13 protein-coding genes are annotated in these 25,973 nt (G+C 62.8%); 5 read left to right on the plus strand and 8 right to left on the minus strand.

Going from position 1 to position 25,973, the window contains the following annotated elements; translation table 11 throughout:
- The first annotated feature begins 11 nt into the window (after positions 1–11).
- The 3 genes from pvdO to AC3IX1_RS19725 all read left to right on the plus strand — a co-directional run bounded on the left by pvdO (position 12) and on the right by AC3IX1_RS19725 (position 5,298).
- Positions 12–896 carry a dihydropyoverdine dehydrogenase gene (pvdO, locus tag AC3IX1_RS19715; RefSeq protein WP_489385472.1) on the plus strand — a complete coding sequence of 295 codons (885 nt, stop codon included), beginning with the start codon at positions 12–14 and terminating at the stop codon, positions 894–896.
- A 208-nt stretch (positions 897–1,104) separates the two neighbouring features.
- On the plus strand, positions 1,105–2,754 hold the full coding sequence (locus AC3IX1_RS19720; RefSeq protein ID WP_489385473.1) for a cyclic peptide export ABC transporter: 1,650 nt from the start codon (positions 1,105–1,107) through the stop codon (positions 2,752–2,754).
- A gap of 126 nt (positions 2,755–2,880) precedes the next feature.
- The gene (locus tag AC3IX1_RS19725; protein WP_489385474.1) at positions 2,881–5,298 is read left to right on the plus strand and encodes a TonB-dependent siderophore receptor; all 2,418 of its coding nucleotides are present in this window, start codon (positions 2,881–2,883) and stop codon (positions 5,296–5,298) included.
- A gap of 100 nt (positions 5,299–5,398) precedes the next feature.
- Here AC3IX1_RS19725 and AC3IX1_RS19730 read toward each other — a convergent pair whose 3' ends face one another.
- On the minus strand, positions 5,399–5,905 hold the full coding sequence (locus tag AC3IX1_RS19730) for a PaaI family thioesterase (RefSeq protein ID WP_489385475.1): 507 nt from the start codon (positions 5,903–5,905) through the stop codon (positions 5,399–5,401).
- Between the two features lie 230 nt (positions 5,906–6,135).
- The gene (locus AC3IX1_RS19735) at positions 6,136–6,441 is read right to left on the minus strand and encodes a hypothetical protein (RefSeq protein WP_489385476.1); all 306 of its coding nucleotides are present in this window, start codon (positions 6,439–6,441) and stop codon (positions 6,136–6,138) included.
- A gap of 89 nt (positions 6,442–6,530) precedes the next feature.
- Here AC3IX1_RS19735 and AC3IX1_RS19740 point away from each other — a divergent pair, with 89 nt between their 5' ends.
- Entirely contained in the window at positions 6,531–7,862 is a 1,332-nt protein-coding gene (locus tag AC3IX1_RS19740) for an IS4 family transposase (RefSeq protein ID WP_489385477.1), read from the plus strand.
- Here the strand turns inward: AC3IX1_RS19740 and AC3IX1_RS19745 are convergent.
- From AC3IX1_RS19745 to relB, 3 genes are read right to left on the minus strand one after another with little or no spacing between them, the layout of a single operon-like run.
- Positions 7,850–8,122 (minus strand): hypothetical protein, encoded by a 273-nt coding sequence (locus AC3IX1_RS19745; RefSeq protein WP_489385478.1) that lies wholly within the window; start codon positions 8,120–8,122, stop codon positions 7,850–7,852. The genes AC3IX1_RS19740 and AC3IX1_RS19745 overlap by 13 nt on opposite strands.
- Before the next feature lie 27 nt (positions 8,123–8,149).
- Positions 8,150–8,605: a GNAT family N-acetyltransferase gene (locus AC3IX1_RS19750; RefSeq protein WP_489385479.1), complete on the minus strand. Its 456-nt coding sequence runs from the start codon at positions 8,603–8,605 to the stop codon at positions 8,150–8,152.
- Positions 8,577–8,777 carry a type II toxin-antitoxin system RelB family antitoxin gene (gene relB, locus AC3IX1_RS19755; RefSeq protein ID WP_489385480.1) on the minus strand — a complete coding sequence of 67 codons (201 nt, stop codon included), beginning with the start codon at positions 8,775–8,777 and terminating at the stop codon, positions 8,577–8,579. The genes AC3IX1_RS19750 and relB overlap by 29 nt, the downstream gene beginning before the upstream one ends.
- A 536-nt stretch (positions 8,778–9,313) precedes the next feature.
- Here relB and AC3IX1_RS19760 point away from each other — a divergent pair.
- Positions 9,314–9,673 carry a DUF6124 family protein gene (locus AC3IX1_RS19760; RefSeq protein WP_489385481.1) on the plus strand — a complete coding sequence of 120 codons (360 nt, stop codon included), beginning with the start codon at positions 9,314–9,316 and terminating at the stop codon, positions 9,671–9,673.
- A gap of 147 nt (positions 9,674–9,820) precedes the next feature.
- On the opposite strand, the gene AC3IX1_RS19765 is transcribed toward AC3IX1_RS19760, so the two are convergent.
- The 3 genes from AC3IX1_RS19765 to AC3IX1_RS19775 form a co-directional block, all read right to left on the minus strand.
- Positions 9,821–10,786 (minus strand): alpha/beta hydrolase, encoded by a 966-nt coding sequence (locus AC3IX1_RS19765; protein ID WP_489385482.1) that lies wholly within the window; start codon positions 10,784–10,786, stop codon positions 9,821–9,823.
- Between the two features lie 280 nt (positions 10,787–11,066).
- On the minus strand, positions 11,067–22,871 hold the full coding sequence (locus AC3IX1_RS19770; RefSeq protein WP_489385483.1) for an amino acid adenylation domain-containing protein: 11,805 nt from the start codon (positions 22,869–22,871) through the stop codon (positions 11,067–11,069).
- Positions 22,868–25,966 (minus strand): non-ribosomal peptide synthetase, encoded by a 3,099-nt coding sequence (locus AC3IX1_RS19775; RefSeq protein ID WP_489385484.1) that lies wholly within the window; start codon positions 25,964–25,966, stop codon positions 22,868–22,870. The genes AC3IX1_RS19770 and AC3IX1_RS19775 overlap by 4 nt, the downstream gene beginning before the upstream one ends.
- Positions 25,967–25,973: the final 7 nt, after the last annotated feature.

Genomic DNA, 25,973 nt, shown 5'->3' on the forward strand with positions numbered 1-25,973 from the left:
CGAGAGCCAATATGAAAAGCACCCTGAAAAAACTCGGCGCCCTGACGCTGTTGGCCGTGCTCGGCAGCGCCTTGCCCGGCCTCGCCCAGGCCTACACCGCGCCGTTGCCCGGCAAGGTCTTCAAGGATTGCCGCAACTGCCCGGAAATGGTGGTGCTGCCCGCCGGCACCTTCACCATGGGCACCCCGGAAGGTGAAGTCGGCCGCGAACCTGATGAAGGCCCGATGCATGAGGTGACGTTCGACAAACCCTTCGCCATGAGCCGCTACCAGATCACCGCCGGCGAATGGGCCCAATACATGAAGGAAACCGGAGTCACCCTGCCCGATGGCGACACCCGCCCCGGCCGCGAGTGCATCAACAGCAAGCCGCGTTATCCACAGAGCCCGCGCCAGCCGGCGGTGTGCATGAACTTCGCCGAGGTCAGCGCCTACGTCGCCTGGCTGTCGATGAAGACCGGCCAGCACTACCACATCGTCAGCGAGGCTCAGCGCGAATACGCCGCCCGCGCCGGGTCAACGGGAGCGTTCCCCTTCCCGTTCGACCCCGGCACCGAGTACAGCATCGCCACCCACGCCAACACCTACGGCCCCACCGATGGCTACAGCTATTCCTCACCGGTGGGCAGCTATCCGGCGAATGCCTTCGGCATGTACGACATGCATGGCAACGTCTACGAGTGGATCGCCGACTGCTACCACCCGGACTACGTCGGCGCGCCCACCGACGGCAGCGCCTGGACCGAACCGAACTGCGACACCCTGCGCATCCGCGGCAACGACTGGGGCGAAGCGCCGGTGTTTTCCCGCTCGGGCAACCGCAATGACATCGACCCGCAAACCCGTGGCGACTGGATCGGATTCCGCGTCGTGCGCGACTTGACACCCAACCTCTGACATCCCCGCCCCCCTTGTAGGAGCGAGCCTGCTCGCGAAAGCGGTCTGCCTGTCGCAATAGAAGTTGATTGATAGTCCGCCATCGCGAGCAGGCTCGCTCCTACCTGTCAGCGAACCGAGCCCCGCTACCAGTCGCCCACCGTTAAATAAAGCCCTCCATCAGACGTTCTACTGGGTATCTGCCTTACGACCCAAGGAACTGCTTGCCATGACCCAGCCTACCCGAGGCGCCATCGGCGAATTACTGGCCCTGTTGAAACCGTTTCGACTGATCGTTGCCACGTCCATTGTCCTGGGCATGGTGGGTGGCCTGAGCGTGACGGTGTTGCTGGCCACCATCAACAACGCGCTGCACTCGGCGGAGGGCCTGACCCAAGGCGTGGTCGCCCTGTTCGGCGGTCTGTGCCTGCTGGCCCTGGGCAGTTCGATCTGCTCGGACATCGGCACCAACTACGTCGGCCAGCACATCATTGCCAGGCTGCGCAAAGAGTTGGGGGAGAAAGTCCTTTCGGCGCCCATCGAGCAGATCGAGCGCTACCGCAGCCACCGGCTGATCCCGGTACTGACCCACGACGTCGACACCATCAGCGACTTCGCCTTCGCCTTCGCGCCGCTGGCGATTTCCCTGACCGTGTCCCTCGGCTGCATGGGTTATCTGGCGATGTTGTCGTGGCCGATGTTCCTGATGATGGTGCTGGCGATTGCCATCGGCACCGGCATCCAGTTCTACGCCCAGGGCAAGGGCATCCAGGGTTTCATGGCCGCCCGCGACGCCGAGGACGACTTGCAAAAGCACTACAACGCCGTTGCCGGTGGCGCCAAGGAGTTGCGCATCCACCGCCCGCGCCGCCAGCGCATGTTCGTCAAGGGCATCCAGGGCACTGCCGATTTCATCTGTAACACCCAGGTGCGTTCGATCAACACCTTCGTGATCGCTAAGACCCTGGGCTCGATGCTGTTCTTTGTGGTGATCGGCCTGGCGCTGGCCCTGCAATCGTTCTGGCCCAGTGCCGACAAGGCGGTGATGAGCGGCTTCGTGCTGGTGTTGCTGTACATGAAAGGTCCGATCGAACACCTGGTCAGCACTTTGCCGATTGTCAGTCGCGCGCGCATTGCCTTCCGCCGCATCGCCGAACTGTCCAGTCAGTTTTCCTCGCCCGAGCCGCACCTGCTGCTCAATGACAAAGGCACCCCGCCGACGGTGGTCAACCGCCTGCAACTGGACAACGTCAGCTACGCCTTCCCCGCCGCACCGGGCAGCGACGCGTTTCGCCTGGGCCCGGTGAACCTGACCATAGAGCAAGGCGACATCATTTTCATCGTCGGCGAAAACGGCTGCGGCAAGACCACCCTGATCAAGTTGCTGCTGGGCCTCTACGCGCCGCAGCAGGGTTCGATCCTGCTCAACGGCCAAGGCATCGATGCGCACAATCGCGACGACTACCGCCAGTTGTTCACCACGATTTTTGCCGATTACTACCTGTTCGATGACGTGGTCCAGGGCGACCAACACATTCCCGAAGATGCCAACCAATACCTGCAACGGCTGGAGATCGCGCACAAGGTCAGCGTCAGGGACGGCAGTTTCACCACCACCGACCTGTCCACCGGCCAGCGCAAGCGCCTGGCGCTGGTCAATGCCTGGCTGGAAGAACGCCCGGTGCTGGTGTTCGACGAATGGGCCGCCGACCAGGACCCGACCTTCCGCCGCATTTTCTACACCGAGCTGCTGCCGGACCTAAAGCGCTTGGGCAAAACCATCATCGTCATCTCCCACGACGACCGCTATTTCGACATGGCCGATCAACTGGTGCGCATGGAATCGGGCCGGGTCGTCACCGAGCGCGCAACCGCCTGAACGCCGTGGCCGCACGCAAATCATTGTTTTTTGAAGTTTGTTTTCCGGTTTAGCCAAAGTGGTCCGTCTAATAATAATTATCATTAACTAAAAAACTGCACACACCATTCTGGAGCGATTCGAGCAATGCAAAGCCTTACTCTGTCCCGCGCACCCTTGGCGTTAGCCATCGAACGGCAAAAGAAATTCCGAACGGTCGTGCCGGGCGCGCTGCTGACCCTGTTGCTGCTGGGTACGTCCCAGGTCGAGGCAGCCCCGGTGAACGTCAATGTACCGGCCCAATCGCTGGCCAGCGCATTGCGCCAACTGGGCCAGCAGACCAACCTGCAGATTCTCTACAGCCAGGACATGGTCAACGGCATCAAGTCCACGGCGGTGTCCGGCAACATGGAACCGGAACAGGCACTGAAAACCTTGCTGCTGGGGAGCGGCATCAATTTTCAGTTGAATGGCAACACCGTGTCGCTGGTGCCATCGGCCGCTGACTCCAGTGCACTGCAACTGGGGGCGACGTCTATCACCGGCGTGGCGCTGGGGCCGACCACCGAAGGTTCGCACTCCTACACCAGCGACGAAGTGACCATCGGCAAAGGCAACATCAAGCTCAAGGACATCCCGCAGTCGGTGTCCGTCGTCACGCGCCAGCGCATGGACGACCAGAACCTGAACAGCCTGCAGGACGCCATGCGTCAGGTCACCGGCGTGACCATCAAGACCTACAACTCCGGCTCCAGCCTCAACGACGTCTACATGCGTGGCTTCCTCGTCGACCAGGTGCAGGTCGACGGCGTCTCGCAGCCCACCGGCCAGGGCGACATGGCCACCAGCTTCGACCTGGCGATGTACGATCGCATCGAAGTGCTGCGCGGCCCGTCGGGCCTGTACCAGGGCGCGGGCGAACCCGGCGGTACGATCAACGTGGTGCGCAAGCGCGCCCTGAGCAAATTCGCCCTCGGTGGCGAACTGGCCGCAGGCTCCTACGATCGCTACCGTTCTTCGGTGGACGTCACCGGCCCGTTGAACGAACAGGGCACCGTGCGCGGTCGTTTCATCACCGCCTACGAGAACAACCAGTCTTTCGTCGACTACGCGCAGAACGAACGCCCGATGGTCTACGGTCGCCTGGAATTCGACCTCAACCCGGCCACCACCCTGTCGGTCGGTGGCGCTTACCAGAAGAACAACTCCACCCCGGCCTTCGGCTTGCCGGCCTACGCCGACGGCTCATTGCTCGACGTACCGCGCTCGACCTTCGTCGATGCCAAGTGGAACACCCTCAACGAAAAAGTCTGGGAGTCCTTCGCCGAACTCGACCATGAACTGGACAACGGCGGTCAGTTCAAGACCACCCTGACCTACCGCGACGCCGAAACCCCGGAGCGCAACTTCACCTGGGCCGACGGTGCGGTCGACCCGGCCACCGGTGACAGCTGGGCCGTGGCCTACGACTACTACACCCACATCAAGACCATCGGCGTCGACAGCTTCGTCACCACGCCGTTCGAATTCGCCGATCGTCGGCACGAGTTCACCGTGGGCGCCGAGTACCAGCACCTGGACAAGGACTTCACCTACGGCGGCGGCGAGTACTTCCCGATCAACGTGTTCGATCCGGGCAGCATCGACATTCCCCGCAACGACTATGCGCACGTCAACGGCAACTGGTCCAAATCCGATCAGTACGGCGTCTACACCCGCGCCAAGTTCAACGTCACCGACTGGCTCGATGTCATCGGCGGCAGCCGCGTCACCTGGTACGAAAGCGATGCGAAGAACGCCAACGCCTTCTTCAACAACTTCGGCGAAGCCCACACCAGCATCAACCGCAAGGTCGTGCCGTACGGCGCCATCATCGGCAAGATCACCCCTGAACTGTCGACCTACTTCAGCTACACCGGCGTGTTCAAGCCGCAGAGCGAAATCGGCACGGACGGCGAGCCGGTCGGCCCGCGCGAAGGCAAGCAGTACGAGATCGGCCTCAAGCGCGAGTTCTACGACGGTCGCCTGAACGCCAGCATCGCCGCCTTTCGCATCTACGATGAAAACCGCGCCGAATACGACAACACCTCCGGTGCCTACATGACCGAAGGTAAGGCCCGCAGCCAGGGTTGGGAAACCGAGTTGAGCGGCAACCTGACCGACAACTGGAGCATCGTTACCGGTTACGCCTACACCTCCACCAAGTTCCTGGACGGCGATCAGGCCAACAAAGGCAAGACCTTCAGCACCATCACGCCCAAGCACAACTTCAACCTGTGGACCAAGTACGAGTTCACCGACGGTGCGCTCAAGGACTTCAGCGTCGGCGGTGGCGTGCGTGTAGTCAGCGACACCTACTACCAGCGTGACGTGAAGTTCCAGCAAGGCGGTTATGCCGTTACCTCGGCGCAGGTCGGCTACAAGTTCAACGAACACCTGTCGTCGACACTGACCGCCAACAACCTGTTCGACCGCAAGTACTACGACCGCGTCGATGCCTCCTGGGGCACCAACTTCTACGGCGACCCGCGCACCCTGACCCTGAGCCTGCGCGCGCAGTACTGATTGCCGGCAGCGTCAACAGCCACACCCCACCGGGCCGCTTGCGGCCCGGTGCTGATTCGCTGACGAACCGCAAAGGTGATGTGCGTTTATTGCTCCGGGTTCAGGATTCGACCTTACGGCCGTGTGCGTCGGCTCTGAGTTGCCCGGTATCGACACGGACAAAAGTGGAGTCCCCGACAGCAGTCAGGACATCCCCGGCGAAGACCTCGCAAATGACCCGGCTTTTGCGCCCGACCTCGCCCTCGACTCTTGCACGCAGTGTCAGGGGGACACCCATCGGGGTGGGCTTGATGTACTTGATGCCCAGGTTTCCGGTGACGCATGTAACGTGAGGCAGGCTGCCGACCTCGCGCTGTTCTGCCCGGTAGTGATAAGCCATCGCCGCCCAGTTGGAGTGGCAATCGACCAGCATCGCGATCAAACCGCCGTAAACCAGACCCGGCCAGCCGCAGTACTTGTCATCCGGCAAATGCTGCGCCATGACATGCACCCCGTCTTCGTGCCAGAAGCTCTTGATGTGCAGCCCGTGCGGATTCTGGCTGCCGCAGCCATAACAAACACCTTCTGGCGCGGCGATGTCTTGAAGTGAAGTGTTCTGCGTGGTCATGCCGTGTTCCTCCTTAATACGGGTGGAAAATCGTGGTTCAAAGCGGACCGGGTCGCCCGCATTGCCAAACCTCGACCGTCAAGTGAGGCGACAGGATTCGTACAAGAAGGGACGCTTTCACCTTTCCCGGCGGGAGCGAGCGGCGGGCAGCATCGGGTCGATGTCGATATTACATAGCCGATACGGGATGCGGAAGATAGCTCGGCAGCCCCCTGTCCGTGGCTTGAGGACTATTCCTTCAGGCGTGAAAATTGCTGAACCAGGAATGCGCTCACGGTGGCTGCGCAGGCTGCCCATGCGCATGCCACCGGCCAATGCCTGAGTGGACCGAGCACGTCTCCCATCAGAAAACCGCTTGAAAGCAGAAACAGAAACAATGCGACGGCTGCAAGGGCGATGCGTGGAATCGCCATCAGCCATCGCCACCAGGCACCGGGTTCAAAGCGCCGCGTTCCCCATCGAGTCAACGCTGTCAGCCCCGCAAGCAAAAATGCGGCAATGACCAGCAGCAGTGGAATGATAAAGAGAGCCAGCATGGGCTAATGCCGATCAGTTAAGCCTTCTCGCTTGACCTTTGGCCGCAAGAAATCAAAATCCGATGCCTGTACTGGCATCGGATTTTTTTATGCGTCTCGCTCGGGCACTGGAACTGACCCACAACATCGCCTCTACCCCCAACGCCATCGAGGGATTGGATGCCTTGCTCGATCCTTCTTTGGTCGAACAGGCGCTTGAACAAGCCGGTGTGGCGACGCTGCGCAAGCGTCGTTTGCCGCTGGAAATGATGCTCTGGTGCGTGATCTCCATGGCGTTCTTCCGGCGCATGTCGGCCTGGGATGTGGTCAGTCGCATGAACATCATGTTGCCGGGCCAGCGCCCGTTGGTGGCCCCCAGCGCCGTAGTCCAGGCCCGTCAGAGATTGGGCAGCGAAGCTGTACGACAAGTCTTCGATTTGACCCAGAAAAGTTGGCATGAGGCGGCCAATCATCCGACTTGGGCCGGTCTGCGTTTGTTGGGCGTCGATGGCGTTGTCTGGCGCACGCCCGACACGCCGGAAAATCGGGCGCGCTATGACTCCGCCAGCAACCAGCACGGCGACACCGGTTTTCCTCAGGTGCGCATGGTCTGCCAAATGGAGTTGACCAGCCATTTGCTGATTGGAAGTGCGTTTGACGGCTACCGCAGCAACGAAATGAAACTGGCCGAGCAACTGATCGAAACCACCCCCGATCACTCGCTGACGCTGTTTGATCGTGGTTTTTACTCGTTAGGTTTACTGCATCAGTGGCAGCAGGCAGGCGTCGAACGCCACTGGCTGATGCCGCTGAAAAAAGGCTCGCAGTACGAGGTGATCCAGCGTTTGGGGCGCCAGGATGCGATTGTTTCGCTGAGCACTTCGCCGCAGGCCCGCAAGCAATGGCCTGGGTTGCCGGAGCGGCTGACCGCGCGACTGCTGAGCAAAACCGTGAAGGGCAAGGTGTGTCAGATTCTGACCTCAATGGCTGACCCGCTGCGTTTTCCTTCCGACGAGATCGTTGATCTGTACAGCCAGCGCTGGGAAATCGAATTAGGCTTTCGGGAAATGAAGCAGACGCTGCTCAACAGCAGTTATACGCTGCGCAGCAAGACACCCGAGATGATCGAGCAAGAGTTGTGGGGCGTGTTGTTGGGCTACAACTTGTTGCGCTATCAGATGGTGGAAATGAGTCGCCACTGTCCTGGCATTTACCCGTGCGAAATGAGCTTTACCGCGTGTACCTGGGCGATTCTCGGGTTTATCAACAGCGTCTCGGCCGACCGTTCCGGGAACATCCCCAAGTATTTGGCCGAGCTTCATGCTTCAGCGCCGCACTACGTGCTGCCGCATCGACGTGAGGAGCGCGTTTATCCTCGGGCGATTCGGCTGAAATCACCGAAGTATCCGATCAAAAATAAAAATGCCAGTCAGCTTAACTGACTGGCATTAGCCAGCATGGGCTCGACTTCTCCGCCGTCCTCGCCGGGTGTGTAGAAGCTTTCTGTCCAGATGTCCCTGCACAGGGCGAAGGTCAGATAAATGACTGCCACCGGGGCGATTGGGAATATCAGGCAACTGATGAGGCTTTTCTTGAGATCCATCATTGAATCGTCCTTGGTTTTTTTCAGAACGCCGTTGGACTTGATACGGCCAATTACCGGGCAGTTTTTCGTATTTCGCTGTACTTTTTCCTCTGGCAAGGCAATTCATCAGTGATTTCGCATTGGCTATATGCCCCTCTCCAATGACTTCATATGCGTCGCATGTTCATCGTGTATCGGTCGGAACCCGCAATGAAGGTAAAAGGCAGCGCCCTCGGGGGTGTCCGTGGACAGTCGCACACTGCGAAAATGCTCAGACGCCAAATCCAGAAGCTGCTGCACCAGCGCTTTACCCACGTTCTGGCCCCTTGATGCACGTGCGACGTACACCCGCCGTAATCTCCCTACGCTCGATTCGGAAAATGGATCGGATGAAAGACCTCCAACGGCTATCAGCCGCCCGTTGCGAAACACCCCCAAAAGGCACTCACCCTGCTGATCGAATCGATTGGCGCCGCTTTCCCATTCCGCAATCAACCGGGTGAGGAACCTGAAGCCTTCTGCAACGGCCTGCGCTTCCAGCTCGCGGATTTGCGGTGCGAGCCCAGAGATTTTACATATCACCAATTCGTCCATTGACATTGCGCTTTGACTCGATGAGGGCTCGAATATCTTCCATCATCCGATCATGTGGGACATTCGGGCGCGGGTCGTCTATCGAAGCTTGCACCTTGGCGCGGAACCAACGGTCATGGCTGGCGGCCTGCTCTTCGGTCTCAAGCCCTGAAACGATGGGGGAAGGTTCGGCGCTCATAATGGCCTCCAGGGCCGCTGTCGTCATTGGCAATGATGAATGTCATTGGGTTAGCCGAGCATTGCGTCGCGTCAGATCGTAAGGGCTGTACTTCCGAGGGCCAACCGCAAATTTTCGTAGGACTCTTCCTGCCGACTCCGAGGAATTCAACGCTCTTTGACAAGGCATGACAGCAGGTTAAAAACCACTCGATAGCGCCCGTTTAAGCGGCCTACAGGTTACTTTGTGAAAGCCACAACGCCTTGCGTCGTTGCCTACAGGTACGCCAGAATCCGCCGGCTTGTGCGCCTTGGGGGTGGTCGGTAACTTGGTTCGGGTCACTGATTGTCAGTGATCGGGTTTAGTAGCCCGCACTCCCCACTCTCGGTTGCACAAGCTTCATTTAGTCAGGCTCGCCTGCACTCAATGGTGGCTGTGCGCATGGCGTCCTCGGACGCGCCGGATTTGGTGGGTTCTCCGGTCTACTAACTTGCGCACAGCCGCCACCCTTTCGTTTAGTAGCGAAGTGGTTGTGGCCCCCATTAGGAAATCCACCTATGTTCAAAGTTACTCCAAATCCGCCGGAATCCGACCCGGCTTCCCCGTACGAAAGTCCCAACTCCAAACAATTCCACGAAGCCACCGAACGCGCGCTCAATCACTACCTCAACCCGGGCGCCAACATCATGGCCACCCCGCGCGCACCCAGCACCATGTTCATCGTCAACCCCGAACTCAGTACCGAAACCCTGCTGGTGCACGCCTGCGAATCGCTGGCGTCGGCCAATGTCATGGCCAACGATCTGGTGGATCATCTGCAGGGGACGAGTCGCAATGCGCTGTTGGGGATTGCGCAGGTGATCATGCTTGGGGAACTGGCGGTGAATCGGGCGCTGGATCGGCTTGATCCGCCTTAGTTATCTGAGTCAGCGCAAAACAAACTGTAGGAGCGAGCCTGCTCGCGATGGCGGTGTGTCAGACACATCAATGTTGAATGTGCTGCCGCTATCGCGAGCAGGCTCACTCCTACAGGGGGACGGCATCGCTAATCACTACGCTGTGCGTCAGGCCAGGCTTTCGCCAATCTGCCCCGCCAGTTGCACCAGCATCCCCGGCACTTCCTGGACCATTTCGCCCATGCGCGCAAAGTCGTGGGTCATGCCGGCCTTCACCTCCAGCACCAGGGGTTGCCCCGCCGCGCGCAGTTTCTCGGCCCAGGCCAGGCCTTCATCGAGCAACGGGTCGTACTCGGCCAGCCACAGCACCGTCGGCGTCAGCCGTTGCACGCACTCGGCGTACAGCGGCGAAAAACGCCAATCGGCACGATCCGCTTCACTGCGTTGGTATTGCTGGTAGAACCACTCCAGCGTGGTGGCTTCCAGCAGATAGCCCTCGGCGAATCGCGCAAGAGACGGACGCTTTTTTACCGCGTCGATCACCGGGTACAGCAACACTTGCAGGCGCGGCACCAGCGGCCAGCCCAATGGGTCCTGGGCAATGGCGATGCACAGCGATGCCACCAGGCTGCCGCCGACGCTGTCCCCCGCCAGCGCAATGCGCCTGGCGTCCAGACCCAACGTCTTGGCTCCGGTGATGGCCAGCCAACGTGTGATGTCTTCGGCATCATTGTAAGCGGTGGGAAAACGGTGTTCCGGCGCCAGGCGATAGTCCGCCGACAACACGGCAAACTCCCCCACCAGCGCCAGACGCCGGCACAGGGTGTCGTGGGAATCGAGGCTGCCCACCACATAGCCGCCGCCATGAAAGTACAACAACACCGGGCGCGGCTCGCTGCCTGGTTGCGGTTTGGCGTACAGCCGCGCGTTGAGCAAATGCCCGTCTCGCGCCGCAATGCTCACCGCCGTCACTGTCAACGCGCCCGTCGGAGCTGCATCGAGCAATTGCGAAGTCTGTTCGAACTGCTGCCGCGCTTCTCCGGGGCTCAGCTCATGCATGGGTTGGCTTTTGCCGCTGAGGCGGCCGAACTCGGCCAGCTCTAGAAATCCTTCGATGTCCGGGTGCAGTGCCATGGGCGGTGGTCTCCAAAAATAAAAAGCTCGCCCAATAAACGAACCGTGAGGGCCGTTCATTAGGGCGAGCTCAAGAACTTCTGAAGCGAATGAAAATCTGTGGCCAGGACCACTTACCTGTGGCGAGGGGGCTTGCCCCCGTTGGGCTGCGAAACGGCCCCAAAACCAGCCACTGCGGTTATTCAGGCATACCGCATTGTTCGGGTTTACGACTGCTTCGCAGCCGAACGGGGGCAAGCCCCCTCGCCACAGGGAAGCCGCCTCGCCACAAATTATCGGCTTAGATCTCTGGCACCACCTCCCGGCCCAGCGCCGCCACCACGGCGTCCAGGCACTCATCCTGCTGCAGGATATCGAAGTGGCCGGCCGTTACCCTTTGCACCTTGCGCAGCCGTGGTTGCTGACGCTCCAGGGTCGCGCGTTCGGCCGTCGGGTTGCCATCGGCCCACCAGCAATGCAGTTCGGCCTGAGTCATCGGCAGGGTTTCGATCTGCCGCGACAGTGCCTTCAACCGCGTGCTGACCATGAACGTCTGGGCCAGTTCGTCGGCACCGAGCAATGCGTAACCGCTGGCCTGATCGCTTTCGCTGCCGATCACCAGGCGAATGATCCGCGCTACGGCGTCGTGGTCCCCTGCCGACTCGGTACTCAACGCCCGGGCAATCACCTCGCCATCCATGCCCAAGGTCGCACCAAGGAACTCTGCCAGATCCACACGCCACTCATCCGGGCTGGCGACGGCATTGGCCTGGGTCGGCACAAAGCTGTCCACCAGACCGACGAATGCCACACGCTGGCCCTGCTGTTCGAACAGGTCACTCACCATCAACGCCAACGCCCCGCCCAGCGACCAGCCCAGCACGTGGTACGGCCCCTGGGGTTGCCGCGCGCGGATCGCCTCGACGTAGTCGGCGGCCATCTGCGACAGCGAGGTGTCGTGCCACTGCCGGTCGAGCAGCATCCGGCATTGCACGCCGTACACCGTGCGCTCGCCCTCCAGGCGCCGGGCCAGTGGTTCGTAGTCGAACACCGTGCCGAAACCGGCGTGCAGGCAGAACAGCGGCGGCTGATCGCCTACCACCTGGTTGAGCAGCAACAGCGGTTGTGGACTCTGCCGTACTGGCTGTTCATCGACACCGGACAACCCGGCAATCGTCGGCTTGGCCATCATGTCCCGCAGCTTGAGCTGGAAGCCAGGCTCATTCAGGGCACGGACTTTCGAGATCACCTTGAGGGTGCGCAGCGAATCGCCGCCCAACTCGAAGAAGTTGTCGGTGATGCCGACCTTTTCGATGCCCAGCACCTGTTGCCAGATGTCCGCCAGCGCCCATTCCAGCGGCGTGCGCGGCGCCACGTAGTCGCGACCGCTGAAGGCCGGATCCGGCAAGGCCTTGCGGTCGAGCTTGCCGTTGGGGGTCAGCGGGAAGCGCGGCAGCACCACGACCTGCGTCGGCACCATGTAGTCGGGCAGACTCTCGCGCAATGCCGCCTGGCAACGCGGACCGAGGCCATCGTCTTGCGCCGCCACCACGTAGCCCACCAGTTGCGGCCCCTGGCCGTTGTCACGCACCACCACCAGCGCATCGTTGACCCCGGCCTGTTCGCGCAAGCGGGCTTCGATTTCGCCCAGTTCGATGCGGAAGCCGCGCACCTTGACCTGATGATCGATGCGCCCGACGTAATCGAACACGCCATCCTCGCGACGGCGCACCAGGTCGCCGGTGCGGTACAGGCGCCCGCCCTCGCTGCTGAACGGGTCGGCGACGAAGCGCTCGGCGCTCTGCCACGGATGGCGATGGTAGCCGCGCGCGACACCCCGTCCGCCGATGTACAACTCGCCGACCATGCCCACCGGCAGCGGGTTGAGGTCCATGTCCAGCACGTGCAGGCTGCGGGCGCCGACCCGTTGGCCAATGGGCGCATACATCGCCTGGCAGTGGCCGTCGGCGGCGATTTTCCACAGCAGCGGCGTGACCACGGTTTCCGTCGGGCCGTAGCCGTTGACCAGGAATTGCGGCCTGAGTGTGTGCTTGACCCGTTCGAACGTAGCGTCCGGCACCGCATCGCCACCGAAGCAATAGATGCGCACCGGCGGCGGATCGCCACCCTGCAATTCGGCATGCTCGGCCAGTTGCAGCAGGTACGCCGGCGGGAAGCAGGCGACGCTGATGCACTGGCGGTGCAGCACCGCCAGGGTCTGTTCGGCGGTCCACAAGGTGTTGTCGCGGATCACCAGGGTCGAGCCGCTGATCAGCGCGGTGATCCAACGTTCATGGGCGCCGTCGAAGGCGAATGACATGAAATGCAGTTCGCGGTTGCCCGGGTCCATCTCGTACAGCTCGGCGATGGCTTGCACGTGCATGCTCAGCGGCCCGTGGGCCACGGCGACGCTTTTCGGCTTGCCGGTGGAGCCCGAGGTGTAGATCAGGTAGGCCAGTTGCTCGGCGTGCACGGAATACGATGGCAGCGTCACATCGACATCAAGGTTCAAGCGATCCACCGCGACCATCGCCGTGCCCGGATTGAGTTGCGCGCTATCGCGCAGCCGCTCCTGGGTCAGCAGCAGTCGCATGTCGCTGTCGGCCATCATGTAGCGCAGGCGTTCCTGCGGATATTGCGGGTCCAGCGGCACGTAGGCGGCGCCGCACTTCATCACCGCCAGCAGCGACACCACCAGCTCCAGCGAGCGCTCCATGAACACGCCGATCACGTCTTCGGCCTGCACGCCTTGTTCCAGCAGATGCACCGCCAGGGCATCGGAGCGACGATCCAGTTCGGCGTAGCTCAAGTGCTCGGCGTCACGGTCGGCATAACTGAGCACCAGCGCCGTGTGATCCGATTGCAGTCGCGCACGTCGACGGATCAGTTCGTGCACCGGCGTCTCGTCCCCCTCGGCCACCACCGGCAGCTCGCCGTCCAGCGCCCGGCCTTCGTCCAGGGTCAGCAGGCCCAGCTCACCGACGGCGCACCCGGCGGCGTCGCACAGGCGCTGCATCAGGCTTTCCATGTGACTGCGCAGGACTTCGACGGTGGCCAGATCGAACTGATCGCGCTGGTGCATGTACTCGATGCGCAGCCCTTCGTCGAGGCTGACCATCAGGTCCATGGCGAAGCTGGTCAGGCCGAAATCGGAAACGTCCTCGAAACGCAGGGAGTCGCCGTTCCACTCGCGCAGGGTGCGGTCCACCGGCTGGTTTTCGAAGACGATGATGCTGTCGAACAACGACTGCCCGCCCTGCCCGGCCCAGCGCTGGATATCGCTGAGCGGGGTTTGCTGGAAGTCGCGGATGTCGAGGTTATAGGCCTGGAGTTCGCGCAGCCAGTCGCCGACGCTGGTCTCGGTCGGCACGCTGCTGACCACCGGCAAGGTGTTGATGAACAGCCCGAGCATGTTCTCCGAGCCGTTGAGGGTTTCCGGGCGCCCGGACACGGTGGCGCCGAAGGTCACCGTGCGCTGGCCGGTGTAGCGCTGCAACAGCAGCAGCCACGCGGCTTGCACCAGGGTGTTGAGGGTCACTTGCTGTTGCTGGGCAAAGGCCTGCAAACCCGCGGTCTGCCCGGCACTCAGGTGCGTGTAGATCGCGTGGTAACCCGCTTGCGGCGCTTTGACCGGCAGTGCGCGGGCCAGGTGGGTGGCGCCTTCGAGATTACTGAGTTTGCCTTTCCAGAAGGCCTCGCTGGCCTCGGCGACTTGCTGGCCGAGCAAGTCGATGTAGTCGCGATAGGCCGCCACCGGTTCGTGCTCCTCACCGCTGTAATGGCGCAGCACTTCACCGATCAGGCGCGACACGCTCCAGCCGTCCATGAGAATGTGGTGGTAGGTCCAGATCAGGCGATAGCGGTCGTCCTCCAGACGTATCAGCAACAGGCGCAACAAGGGTGCGCGGTTCAGCGAGAAGCCACGCTCACGTTCTTCGAAAGCCAATTGGCGCACGCGCTCAGGCTGATCATCCATCCCGCGCCAGTCCAGTTCGGTGAGCAATGACGGCGCGTCACGCAGCACCACTTGCAGCGGTTCCTTGTCGCCTTCCCAGAGGAATGCGGTGCGCAGAATCCCGTGACGTTGGGCAGCATCCGCCCAGGCTTCGCGGAAACGCGCACCGTCAACACCGCGCACGCCCACTTCGATCTGGTTGACGTACAGCCCCGAGTCGCCGTCCTGCACCGAGTGGAACAGCATGCCCTGCTGCATCGGTGACAGCGGATAAACATCCTCGACTTCGTCCGCTGTCAGTTCCAGCGCCTGATACTGCGAGTCACTCAGTTCGATGCTCGCGGCCGATGCAACCACAGTCGGTACGGATTGATCCGCCGTGAGCGGTTGAGCGACCGTCGCCAGTTCGGCGATGGTCGGATGGCTGAACACGTCCTTGGGGGAAATGCTCAACCCGGCCTTGCGTGCGCGGCTGACGGCCTGGATCGAGACGATGGAGTCGCCGCCCAGTTCGAAGAAGTTGTCGAAAACGCCCACCTGCGGCACGTCGAACAATGCTTGCCACACTGCTTGCAGCGTCGCTTCCACAGCATTGCGCGGCGCGACGTATTCGCGCACTTGCTGGTCCGGCTGCGGCAATGCGCGGCGGTCGAGCTTGCCGTTGGGCGTCACCGGCAACTGATCGAGCAGCAGCACGTGGCTTGGCTGCATGTGCTCGGGCAGCGCGTTGCGCAGGTGTTGCTTGAGTGGATCGACAGCGGCATCGCTTACGACGTAAGCCACCAGTTGTTTGGACTTGCCAACGTCGAGGGCAATCACCACCGCTTCGCGCACCTGTGGATGCTCCAGCAGGCAGGCCTCGATTTCCCCCAGCTCGATGCGCAAGCCACGGATCTTCACTTGATGGTCGATGCGCCCGACGTATTCGATCACGCCGTCCTCGCGATAACGCGCCAGGTCGCCGGTGCGGTACAGGCGCTCGCCCTGCTCACCGAACGGGCTGGCGACAAAGCGTTCGGCGGTCAGGTCCGCACGGTTGTGATAACCACGGGCCAGGCCGATGCCGCCCAGGTACAGCTCACCCACGCAACCCTGCACCTGCGGTTGCAGGCTGTCGTCGAGGATGTAGGTCACCAGGTTGGCGATCGGATAACCGATCGGCACGCTGAAGCCGCCGTCGTCGACACAGGTCCAGTGGGTCACGTCGATGGCCGCTTCGGTCGGGCCGTAGAGGTTGTACAGGCCGACGTTGGGCAGCACGCGGAACAGGCTGTGCTGCAAGTCCGCCGACAGGGCTTCGCCGCTGCACAGGATCTGCCGCAGGCTGGCGCAACGCTCGAAGCCTTCGCCCTGGACAAACGCCTGCAACATCGACGGTACGAAATGCAGGGTGCTGACCTGGTACTGCTCGATCAGGCTGACCAGTTGCGCCGGATCGCGATGGGCGCCCGGTTCGGCCACGGCCAGGCGTGCGCCGACCATCAGCGGCCAGAAGAACTCCCAGACCGACACGTCGAAACTGAACGGGGTTTTCTGCAACACGGTGTCGCGCCCGTCCAGCGGATACGCGCCCTGCATCCACGCCAGGCGGTTGTACAAGGCATCGTGACGATTGGCCGCGCCCTTGGGTTTGCCCGTGGAACCGGAGGTGTAGATCATGTAGGCCAGCGATTGCAGTTCGACCACGCAGGGCAGGTTTTCTTCGCTCAGGCCTTCGAGCAACAATGCCATGTCGTCCAGGCAGATCGCGGTGGTGGCGGCCGGAATCGGCAACTGCTGCAGCAAATGCCGCTGGGTCAGCAGCAGGTGCACGCCGCTGTCGTCGAACATGTGTTCCAGGCGTTCGCGCGGGTAGTCCGGGTCCAGTGGCACGTAGGCGCCACCGGCCTTCATGATCGCCAGCAGGCCGATCACCAATTCCAGCGAACGCTCGGCGGCAATGCCAACCAGCACTTCGGCGCCGACGCCCTGGCTGCGCAGGTAGTGCGCCAGCCGGTTGGCCTGTTGGTTGAGTTCGTGATAGCTGAGGGTCTGGCCGGCAAACACCAGGGCCGGGGCCTCCGGGGTTTGCAGCGCCTGGGTTTCGAAGCACTGGTAGACCGGGCGCACGTCCGGCCAGGTCTGCACGGTGCGGTTGAAGCCTTCGACTTGCTGCGCGGTTTGTGCCGCATCGAGCAGGCTCAAGCGCCCCAATGGCTGCTGCGGCGCACGGACCATGGCATCGAGCAACGCCAGCAGACGTGCGCTCAAGCCTTCGATGGCTTCGGCGCTGAACAGTGCCGTGTCGTAGTTGAAACGCAGGTCCAGGCATTCACCCAGTTCAGCGGCGATGGCCAGGGGGAAGCTGGTCTGGTCGTAGTTGCTGATGCCGGAAAACTTCAACGCGCTGGCGTTACCCTCCTCCAGCGCTTGCGCCACCGGATAGTTTTCGAACACCAGCAGCGTGTCGAACAGCGCTTCTCCAGAGTGACCAGCCCAGCGCTGTACGTCCGCCAGCGGCGTGTATTCGACTTCGCGCAACCTGAGGTTGAGCGCCTGGACTTCATCGATCCATTGGCTGACCGTGCGTTCGGGGTGCGGCGTGGCGATCACCGGCAAGGTGTTGATGAACAGACCGATCTGCTGCTCGATCCCCTGCAACTCGCTCGGACGCCCCGACACGGTGGCGCCGAACGCCACGGTCTGCTGCCCGGTGTAGCGCTGCAACAGCAACAGCCACGCCGCTTGCAGCAGGGTGTTGGGCGTGACGCGGGCCTGACGGGCAAAGCCACTCAGACGCTCGGTGGCCGCGCGGTCCAGGCTCAGGTGCAGGGTGCGATGAGCATCGCCCTGCCCGGCAACCGGTCCCGGCAAGGCGCCGGCCAGACGGGTCGGCTCGGCGAACGACTGCAATTGCTCCAGCCAGAACGCTTCGCACGCGGCGCGATCACGGCTGCCCAGCCAGGTCATGTAATCGCGATAACCGCCAACACTCGGCGCGGGTATGACGCCGGAATACCGCTGCAGCACTTCGCCGAACAACTGCGAAGTGCTCCAGCCGTCGAGCAGGATGTGGTGGTTGGTGAAGATCAGGTGATGAGTGTCGCTGGTGGTCTGCACCAGGGTCAGGCGCAGCAAGGGTGCCGCCGTCAGGTCGAAGCCGCGCAAACGGTCGTCCTCGGCCAGGCGATCCAGCGCTTCGGTCACCTTGGTTTGATCGCGCCAGTCGAGCACGGTCAATGGCAGCGTGGCGTCGGCAAGGATCACTTGCAGCGGCCGCGAGCCGTTGCTTTCGATGAAGAACGCCGCGCGCAGCACTTCATGGCGCTGCAGCGTCTTTTGCCAGGCATCGCGGAACGCCTCGACGTCGAGTCCCTGCACATCCACGCGCATCTGTGGCACGTAGGCCCCGGCATCCGGGGCGAACAGGCTGTGGAACAGCATGCCTTGCTGCATCGGCGACAGCGGCAGGATGTCTTCGATCCGGCTGGCCGCCAGCGGCAAGGCATCCAGTTGCGCCTGATCGACATGCACCAGCGGCACGTCGCTCGGGGTCAAGCCGCCGGCACCGCTGAGGCAATGATCGATCAGCTGTTGCAGTTCCAGGGCGTAGGCATCGGCCAGACGCTGCACGGTCTGCGGGTTGAACACTTCGCCGCTGAAGGTCCAGCTCAGGCGCAGTTGCCCGGCATACACCTGACCGTTGATGCTCAGCCCCCGGTCCAGTTCGGCCGATGCGCCCTGCTCGGCACCACCGCTTTCCCGGGCCGGGCGCCATGGCGCCTGCTCGTCGAAGCTGGCATCGAACTGGCCCATGTAGTTGAAGGTGACCTGCGGCGACGGCAGATCCTCAAGGCCGGCGTCGGCCAGATAGCGCAGGATGCCGAAACCAATGCCTTTGTCGGGCACGGCGCGCAGCTGTTCCTTGACCGCTTTGATACTGCCGGCCAGATCAGTGGCCGGGGTGAGTTTCACCGGGAAAATCGAGGTGAACCAGCCCAGGGTGCGGGTCAGGTCGATGTCGTCGAACAGGTCTTCACGGCCGTGGCCTTCCAGTTTCACCAGGGTCGAAGTTTGACCGGTCCATTGGCCCAGCACCCGCGCCAGCGCCGTCAGCAACAGGTCGTTGACCTGGGTGCGGTACGCCGCCGGAGCGTCTTGCAGCAATTGGCGGGTCAAGGTGCTGTCGAGCAACGTTTCCACGCTCACGGCATGCTCGCTGGCCAGGCTGCCTTGGGGGTTGTCGGTGGGCAGTTCAACTTGCACGTCGCGGTACTGGTCTTGCCAGTAACCGGCCTGGCTAGCCAATTCAGCACTTTGCGCATGGGATTGCAGGCGAGCGGCCCAGGCCTGATAGGCGCTGGTTTTCGCTGGCAGACGCAGGGGTTGAGCTTGCTGCGCCTGCTGGTAGGCCGTTTGCAAATCTTCCAGCAGCAATCGCCAGGACACGCCGTCCACCGCCAGGTGATGCACCACCAGCAGCAGGCGCTGGCCCGCCGCGCCCATGTCCACCAGCAAGGCGCGCAACAGCTGGCCGTCCTGCAGATTCAGGCTGGCCTGCGCGGCGTTGCACAGTTCCAGCAATTCAGCGGCATCGGCAGCCTGGCGCTGCCACAGCACCTCGGCGCTGTTCCACTGCTCGGCCTGGGCCTGTTGCCAGACGCCGTCGACATTGCGCAAACGCAGGCGCAATGCATCGTGATGCTCCACCAATGCAGCCAAGGCCTGTTGCAGGCTGGCACTGTCCAGCGGCTCGCGCAGTTCCAGCAACAGAGACTGGTTCCAGTGGTGACGGGGCTCGATGTCTTGTTCGAAGAACCAGTGCTGGATCGGCGTCAGCAGCACCTCGCCACGCACCAGTCCCTGATCGATCACCAGCCCTGCACTGCGCTCGGCAACCTTCGCCAGACTCTGCACGGTCTGGTGCTGGAACAGATCCCGCGGGGTGATGCGAATCCCGGCCTGACGCGCGCGGCTGACCACCTGGATCGAGATGATCGAGTCGCCGCCCAGTTCGAAGAAGTTGTCGTCGATGCCCACGCGTTCGAGCTTGAGTACGTCTTGCCAGATCGCCGCCAATGCACCCTGCATCTCGTCCAGCGGTGCCGTATAAGCCTGTTGCGCCAGCGCGGCGTCGGGCTTGGGTAACGCGTTGCGATCAAGCTTGCCGTTGCTGGTCAGCGGCCACTGATCGAGTTTGATCAAGTGTGCCGGGACCATGTAATCCGGCAAACCGGCCTGCAAATGTTCGCGCAGGGACTGGCGCAAATCGCTGTTGTCGCCGGTCGCGGTGAACCACGCGACCAGTTGTGGGCTGCCATTGACCTGCGGCGCCAGCACCAGCGCCTGTTCGATGGCCGGATGGCTTTGCAGGCGATCCTGGATTTCCCCCAGCTCGATGCGGAAGCCACGGATCTTCACTTGATGGTCGATACGCCCGGCGTACTCGATGCTGCCATCGGCGCAGTACCGCGCCAGATCGCCGGTGCGGTACAGGCGCGCGCCCGACTCGGCGGCGAACAGGTCCGGCACAAACCGCGTGGCGGTCAGGTCGGCACGCTGGTGATAGCCGCGAGCAAGGCCGGCACCGCCGACGTACAACTCTCCGACGCAACCCTTGGCCACCGGATTCAGGCGCGGGTCGAGCACGTACCAGCGCAGATCGCCGATTGGCTCCCCCAGCGGCGAGCTGTTGGCGCCATCGAGGTCGGCGCGGGACAGCGGTCGGTAGGTCACGTGCACGGTGGTTTCGGTGATGCCGTACATGTTGATCAGCAACGGCTGCCGGTCATCGAAGGCGTCGTACCATGGACGCAGGCTGGCCACATCCAGCGCCTCGCCGCCGAACACCACGCAGCGCAGGGCCATGTTTTGCGCGTTGGCGCAGGCGAACGGCAGCAACTGGCGAAAGGCCGATGGCGTCTGGTTGAGTACGGTGACGCGCTCGTCACGAAGCAAGCGGGCGAAGTCTTCCGGGGAGCGGCTGACCGCGTGGGGCACCACCACCAGCTTGCCGCCGTAGAACAGCGCGCCAAAGATTTCCCATACGGAAAAGTCGAAGGCATAGGAATGGAACAGGCTCCACACATCCCGCGCATTGAAACCGAACCAATGTTCGGTGGCACTGAACAGCCGCGTCAGGTTGCTGTGGGGCAGCAGCGTGCCTTTCGGTTTGCCGGTGGAACCGGAGGTGTAGATGACGTAGGCCAGGTTCGCTGGCGCGGTCAGGTTCGGCAGGTTGTCGGCGCTGACCTCGGACAGCCCGTCGCTGGCGTGATCGAGGCAGATCACTTCGATCTGTTCGTTCAACGGCAGGCGCGGCAACAGCGCGGAATCGGTCAGCAACAGGCGCGTGCCGCTGTCAGCGAGCATGTAGGCCAGGCGATCCTGCGGGTATTCCGGGTCCAGCGGCACGTAGGCACCACCGGCCTTGAGGATCGCCAGCAGGCTGACGATCATCTCCAGCGAACGCTCCAGGGCGATGCCCACCAACACATCCGGGCCGACGCCGCGTTCGCGCAGGCGATGGGCGATGCGGTTGGCGCGGCGGTTCAGTTCGGCGTATGTGAGGGTGACGCCGTCGCAGGTCACGGCAATGCTGTGCGGGTGCGCGGCGGCCTGGGCTTCGATCAATTGATGGGCGCACAACAGGTTCGGCTGATCGCCGTTCAACACCGCACTGCGATTCCAGTCGAGCAAGGTGGCCTGCTGCTCGGCGGCGTCGAGCATGCACAGGTCCGCCAGGGCGGCCGTGCTGTCAGTGCAAATCGCCTGCAACAGGTTCAGCCAGTGCCCGCCGAGACGCTCGATGGTCGAGGCGTCGAACAGTTCGGTGGCGTAGACGAACGACGCGTGAATGCCCTCGTCGCCTTCGACGGTGTCGAGCATCAGGTCGAACTTGGTGGTCTTTTCGTCCCAGATCAGCGGTTCGACCCTCAGCCCCGGCAGGTCCCAGCGTTGCGCGCCGCCACTGTCGCGCTGGTGGTTGAACATCACCTGGAACAGCGGCGTGTGGCTCAGGCTGCGTTCCACGCCCAGGCCATCGACCAGTTGCTCGAACGGCAGGTCCTGATGGGCCTGGGCGCCGAGGGCCGCGGCCTTGATCTCGGCCAGCAATTGCCCAAACGGCTGGTCGGCCCGTGGCTGGCTGCGCAGCACCTGGGTGTTGACGAAAAAGCCCAGCAGGTTTTCCACGTCCTGGCGGGTGCGGTTGGCAATCGGCACGCCGACGCGGATGTCCTGTTCGCCGCTGTAGCGGTGCAACAACGTCTGCAATGCCGCCATCAGCAGCATGAACAGGGTGCAGCCTTCGCGGCGGGCGAGCTCACGCAACTGCGCGGTCAATGCGGCAGAAACTTCCAGCTCGACACTGGCCCCCTGCTGACTCGGGATCGCCGGGCGACGACGGTCAGTCGGCAAGTTAAGTGGCGGATGTTCACGGCCCAACTGTTCGCGCCAGTAATCGAGCTGACGTTCGGCCTCGCCAGCCTCCAGCCACAGGCGCTGCCAGCGGGCGAAGTCGGCGTATTGGATGCCCAGCTCCGGCAACTGCGGGGCCTGCCCGGCACTGAGTTGTGCATAGAGCCGGGTGAACTCCTGCAACAGGATCGACAGCGAGCCGCCGTCGGTGACGATGTGGTGGAAGGTCAGCACCAGCACATGTTGCTGCGCATCGAGGTGGATCAAGCGGCAGCGCATCAACGGGCCGTGTTGCAGGTCGAACGGCTGCTCGGCGTTCAGGGCGATCTGCCGTTGCAGTTCGGCCTCATCGCCAGCGCTGACTTCGACCAGCGGCGCATCCATCCGTGGATGGATCTTTTGCAGCACTTGCTGATCGTCGAAAACGAAGGTGGTGCGCAGCACTTCGTGACGCTGCACCAGCGCGCTCAGGGTCTGCGCCAGCGCCTCAGGGTTGAGCTCGCCGCTCAGGCGGAAGGCACCGGTCAGGTTGTAGGCGGTGGCCTGGGGCTGCATCTGCCAGAGGAACCACAAGCGCTGCTGTGCGTAGGACGCCGGCAGCGTGTCGACAGCGCGGTCCCGTGGCGGGATCGGCAGCAGTTCCAGGGTCAGCCCCTGGGCGTGCATCTTCTGTTGCAACGCACGCCGGGCGTCCGCGCTCAAGCCGCAGAAACGCTGGGCCAGGGTCATCATTCTGTCCGGTGCAGCACTCATCGCGCGTGTTCCTCATCCACTTCGTCGAACAACGCTTCGAGGGCGTCTACATCGTTTTCTTTGTGTTCGTTTTGCTGACGGAACTGCTCGATCTCCGTCGCCAGGCGTTCCAAGGTGTCGCCGTCGAAAAACAGCTTGAGCGGGATCGCCAGGTTCAGTTCTTCCTGGATCCGCGCACGAATGCGCGTGGCCAGCAGCGAGTGCCCGCCGAGTTCGAAGAAGTTGTCGTGCACACCGACGCGTTCGACGTGCAGCGCTTCGGCCCAGATCGCCGCCAGGGTTTTTTCCAGGTCGTTGCGCGGCGCGACGAAGACGCTGCGGCGCACATCGAGATCGAGCAAGGCCTGGCGATTGAGTTTGCCGTTGGGCATCAGCGGGAAACGCTCCAGCACCTGCAAACGCGCCGGTTGCATGTGCTCGGGCAGCGCTTCGGCCAGATGGCTGCGCAATTCATTGAGGCGGATGTCGGCGGTGTCGGCCGGGGACACCACGAAGCCCAGCAGTTGCAGGCCGGTCGGGGTTTCCCGGGCAATCACGGTGGCGTCTTCGATGCCCGGCGCGTTGCGCATGGCCGACTCGATTTCGCCCAGCTCGATGCGGAAGCCGCGGATTTTCACCTGGTGATCGACCCGGCCCAGATACTCCAGCACGCCATCGGCGCGATAGCGCGCCAGGTCGCCGGTGCGGTACAGCCGCTGGCCCGCCGCCTTCGCGAACAGGTCGGGGACAAATCGCTCGGCGGTCAGCGTGGCCCGTTGCAGATAACCCCGGGCAATGCCGGCACCGCCGACATACAACTCGCCTTCGACGCCCACGGCCACCGGTTGCAGGTCCGGGCCGAGCACGTGGATGCGCATACCGGCAATCGGCTGGCCGATCGGCACGCTGTCTTCCTCTTGACCGAGCGGCAGCTCCCAGGCCGAACACCACACCGTGCCTTCGGTCGGGCCGTATTCGTTGACCAGCGCCACCCCCGGCAATGCCTCGCGATGTCGCTGCACCAGTGCGTTGCCGCAGGCTTCGCCGGCGACGATCACACAGGTCAGCGCCTGGTGGTCGAGGTGTTCGAGAATCTGTGCGTGGTAGGACGGCAAGGTCAGGTAGTGGGAAATCTCTTCGCGCTGGATCAACTCGGCCAGTCGGGCCGGATCCTTGTAGCTGTCTTCGTCCGGCAGGCACAGGGTCGCGCCCTGCCCCAGCGCCCAGAAAACCCCGGCCACCGAGCTGTCGAAGGAGAACGACGAGAGCATCAGGAATGCCCGCAGCGGCTGGCGATAGAAAGCGTTGCGCGCCAGGGTCGAGGCCACGGCGTTGGCATGGCTGATCATCACGCCCTTGGGCTTGCCGGTGGAACCGGAGGTGTAGATGACGTAGGCCAGATTGGCGCTGTCGCCCTGTGGCTCAGGCCGGGTTGGCGCGGCGGACCAGACTTCGGCCCCCGGCTTCAGGGACATTGTCCGCTCACTGCGTAATGCATCCGGCAGTGCCTGACAGGCCAGCACATGACGCGCGCCGGTATCGGCGAGCATGAACGCCAGACGTTCGATCGGGTAGTTCGGGTCCAGCGGCAAGTACGCAGCGCCGGCCTTGAGCGTGCCCAACAACGCAATGACCATTTCCAGGGAGCGCTGGCCGTAGACCGCAACGATTTCATCCGCCGCCACCCCTTGGGCGCGCAAGGTATAGGCCACCTGGTTGGAGCGCGCATCCAGCTCGGCATAGGTCAGACGCTGACCGTTGACGCTCACGGCGATGCGTTGTGGATGCAGGCGCGCCTGTTCGCTGAACAGTTCTTGCAGGAAGCGGCACGGCAATGCCTGCTCGGTGGCGTTCGGGTTGAAGCCTTCGATCAGGCGAGTCCGTTGCGCAGCACTCAGCAGATCAGCCTGAGCCAGGGTCAATTCGGGCGCCCCCAGCAATTGGTGGCTGAACTCGACAAACTGCTCCAGCCATTCGACCAGCATCGATTCGGGCAGTGCACCGTCTAAACAAGACAACTGCAACTGATCGCCCAGCACCCGCAGGCGCAGGACTTCGGGGTTGCCGTCGTCCACCTCGATAGCGCGTTCAATGGCGGCCTGATAGACGAAGCCGTAACGCAACGGCGCGGTGCCTTCGGCACTCAGTTCGAATTCATTGAGGCAATCGAGCCACGACAGCGACTGTTCGACGCTGGCGGCAAACGCCACCAGCGCTTGTGCCAGGGTCTGCTGGCTGCGGTGCTCGAAAGCCACCGGCAAACGCCGGGCGAAGCGTCCGAGGGTGGCGATGGTTTGTTCGTTGCGACCCTCCACCTGCCAGCCCATCAGCAGCTTTTCCTGGTGGCCGATGCGCGCAACGAAAGCGGTCCACAGCAATAGCGCCAACTGCTCTGCTTCTACGCCCGTTTCGCCAGCGACCCGTTGCACGCTGGCCCGCCACGGGGCGTCAACCAACGTTGCCTGACGACGAACCAGCGTGACATCGACGGCTTTTTCGAACGGCAAGCGATGGGCCACGGCGAATTGCTGTTGCAGGTTGCGCCAGAACGCGGCGCCCTGGTGGCCGATGTCTTCTTCGCGCAGTTCTTCCTGCCATGCGCTGTAGTCCAGGTATTGCAGCGCGTCCTCGTCGTCGCCCAGGGTTTCACCGCGCAACAGGCTGCCCAGTTCACTCGCCAGCACCCGCAGCGATGCCTCGTCGAAGCTGCATGCCGGGGCCAGCAGGGTGATGAACGGCTGCCCTGCTCCGTCGTCAACCTGCGCCACCACCAGCGCCTGATTCGAATCTTCAACCATGACTTCACGGCTGCGGCTCAAGGCCTCGGCCACCGAAGGCTGGTTGCCCAGCAGTGTGAGCGGCAACCCATCGCACAGGCTCTGCACCGGCCACTTCATGCCCGGCAGGCGGCGGTACAGCGTGCGCAGGATTTCATGGCGCTGACCGAGGGTTTCCAGTGCCCTGCGCAACGCCTGGGCGTCCACTGGCCGGGCGACCGGCAACGTCAGCGCGGCGAACAGCGGCCGTGCGCCCAGCTCCTGGGCACGCAAATAAAAGGCCTGCTGGGCCGAAGTCTGGAATACGTCTACCGAAGGTTCGAGGGCGGTGGTGTTCATGTCGGGT

It is taken from the genome of Pseudomonas sp. KH_046_2, from assembly GCF_057838985.1.

What these genes read in the sequence shown, in the direction of transcription:
- relB (WP_489385480.1), bottom strand. Translation starts at nt 8,777, where the DNA reads ATGAGCGCCGAACCTTCCCCCATCGTTTCAGGGCTTGAGACCGAAGAG.
- AC3IX1_RS19735 (WP_489385476.1), bottom strand. Translation starts at nt 6,441, where the DNA reads ATGCTGGCTCTCTTTATCATTCCACTGCTGCTGGTCATTGCCGCATTT.
- AC3IX1_RS19775 (WP_489385484.1), bottom strand. Translation starts at nt 25,966, where the DNA reads ATGAACACCACCGCCCTCGAACCTTCGGTAGACGTATTCCAGACTTCG.
- AC3IX1_RS19760 (WP_489385481.1), top strand. Translation starts at nt 9,314, where the DNA reads ATGTTCAAAGTTACTCCAAATCCGCCGGAATCCGACCCGGCTTCCCCG.
- pvdO (WP_489385472.1), top strand. Translation starts at nt 12, where the DNA reads ATGAAAAGCACCCTGAAAAAACTCGGCGCCCTGACGCTGTTGGCCGTG.
- AC3IX1_RS19740 (WP_489385477.1), top strand. Translation starts at nt 6,531, where the DNA reads ATGCGTCTCGCTCGGGCACTGGAACTGACCCACAACATCGCCTCTACC.
- AC3IX1_RS19770 (WP_489385483.1), bottom strand. Translation starts at nt 22,871, where the DNA reads ATGAGTGCTGCACCGGACAGAATGATGACCCTGGCCCAGCGTTTCTGC.
- AC3IX1_RS19725 (WP_489385474.1), top strand. Translation starts at nt 2,881, where the DNA reads ATGCAAAGCCTTACTCTGTCCCGCGCACCCTTGGCGTTAGCCATCGAA.
- AC3IX1_RS19750 (WP_489385479.1), bottom strand. Translation starts at nt 8,605, where the DNA reads ATGTCAATGGACGAATTGGTGATATGTAAAATCTCTGGGCTCGCACCG.
- AC3IX1_RS19730 (WP_489385475.1), bottom strand. Translation starts at nt 5,905, where the DNA reads ATGACCACGCAGAACACTTCACTTCAAGACATCGCCGCGCCAGAAGGT.
- AC3IX1_RS19765 (WP_489385482.1), bottom strand. Translation starts at nt 10,786, where the DNA reads ATGGCACTGCACCCGGACATCGAAGGATTTCTAGAGCTGGCCGAGTTC.
- AC3IX1_RS19720 (WP_489385473.1), top strand. Translation starts at nt 1,105, where the DNA reads ATGACCCAGCCTACCCGAGGCGCCATCGGCGAATTACTGGCCCTGTTG.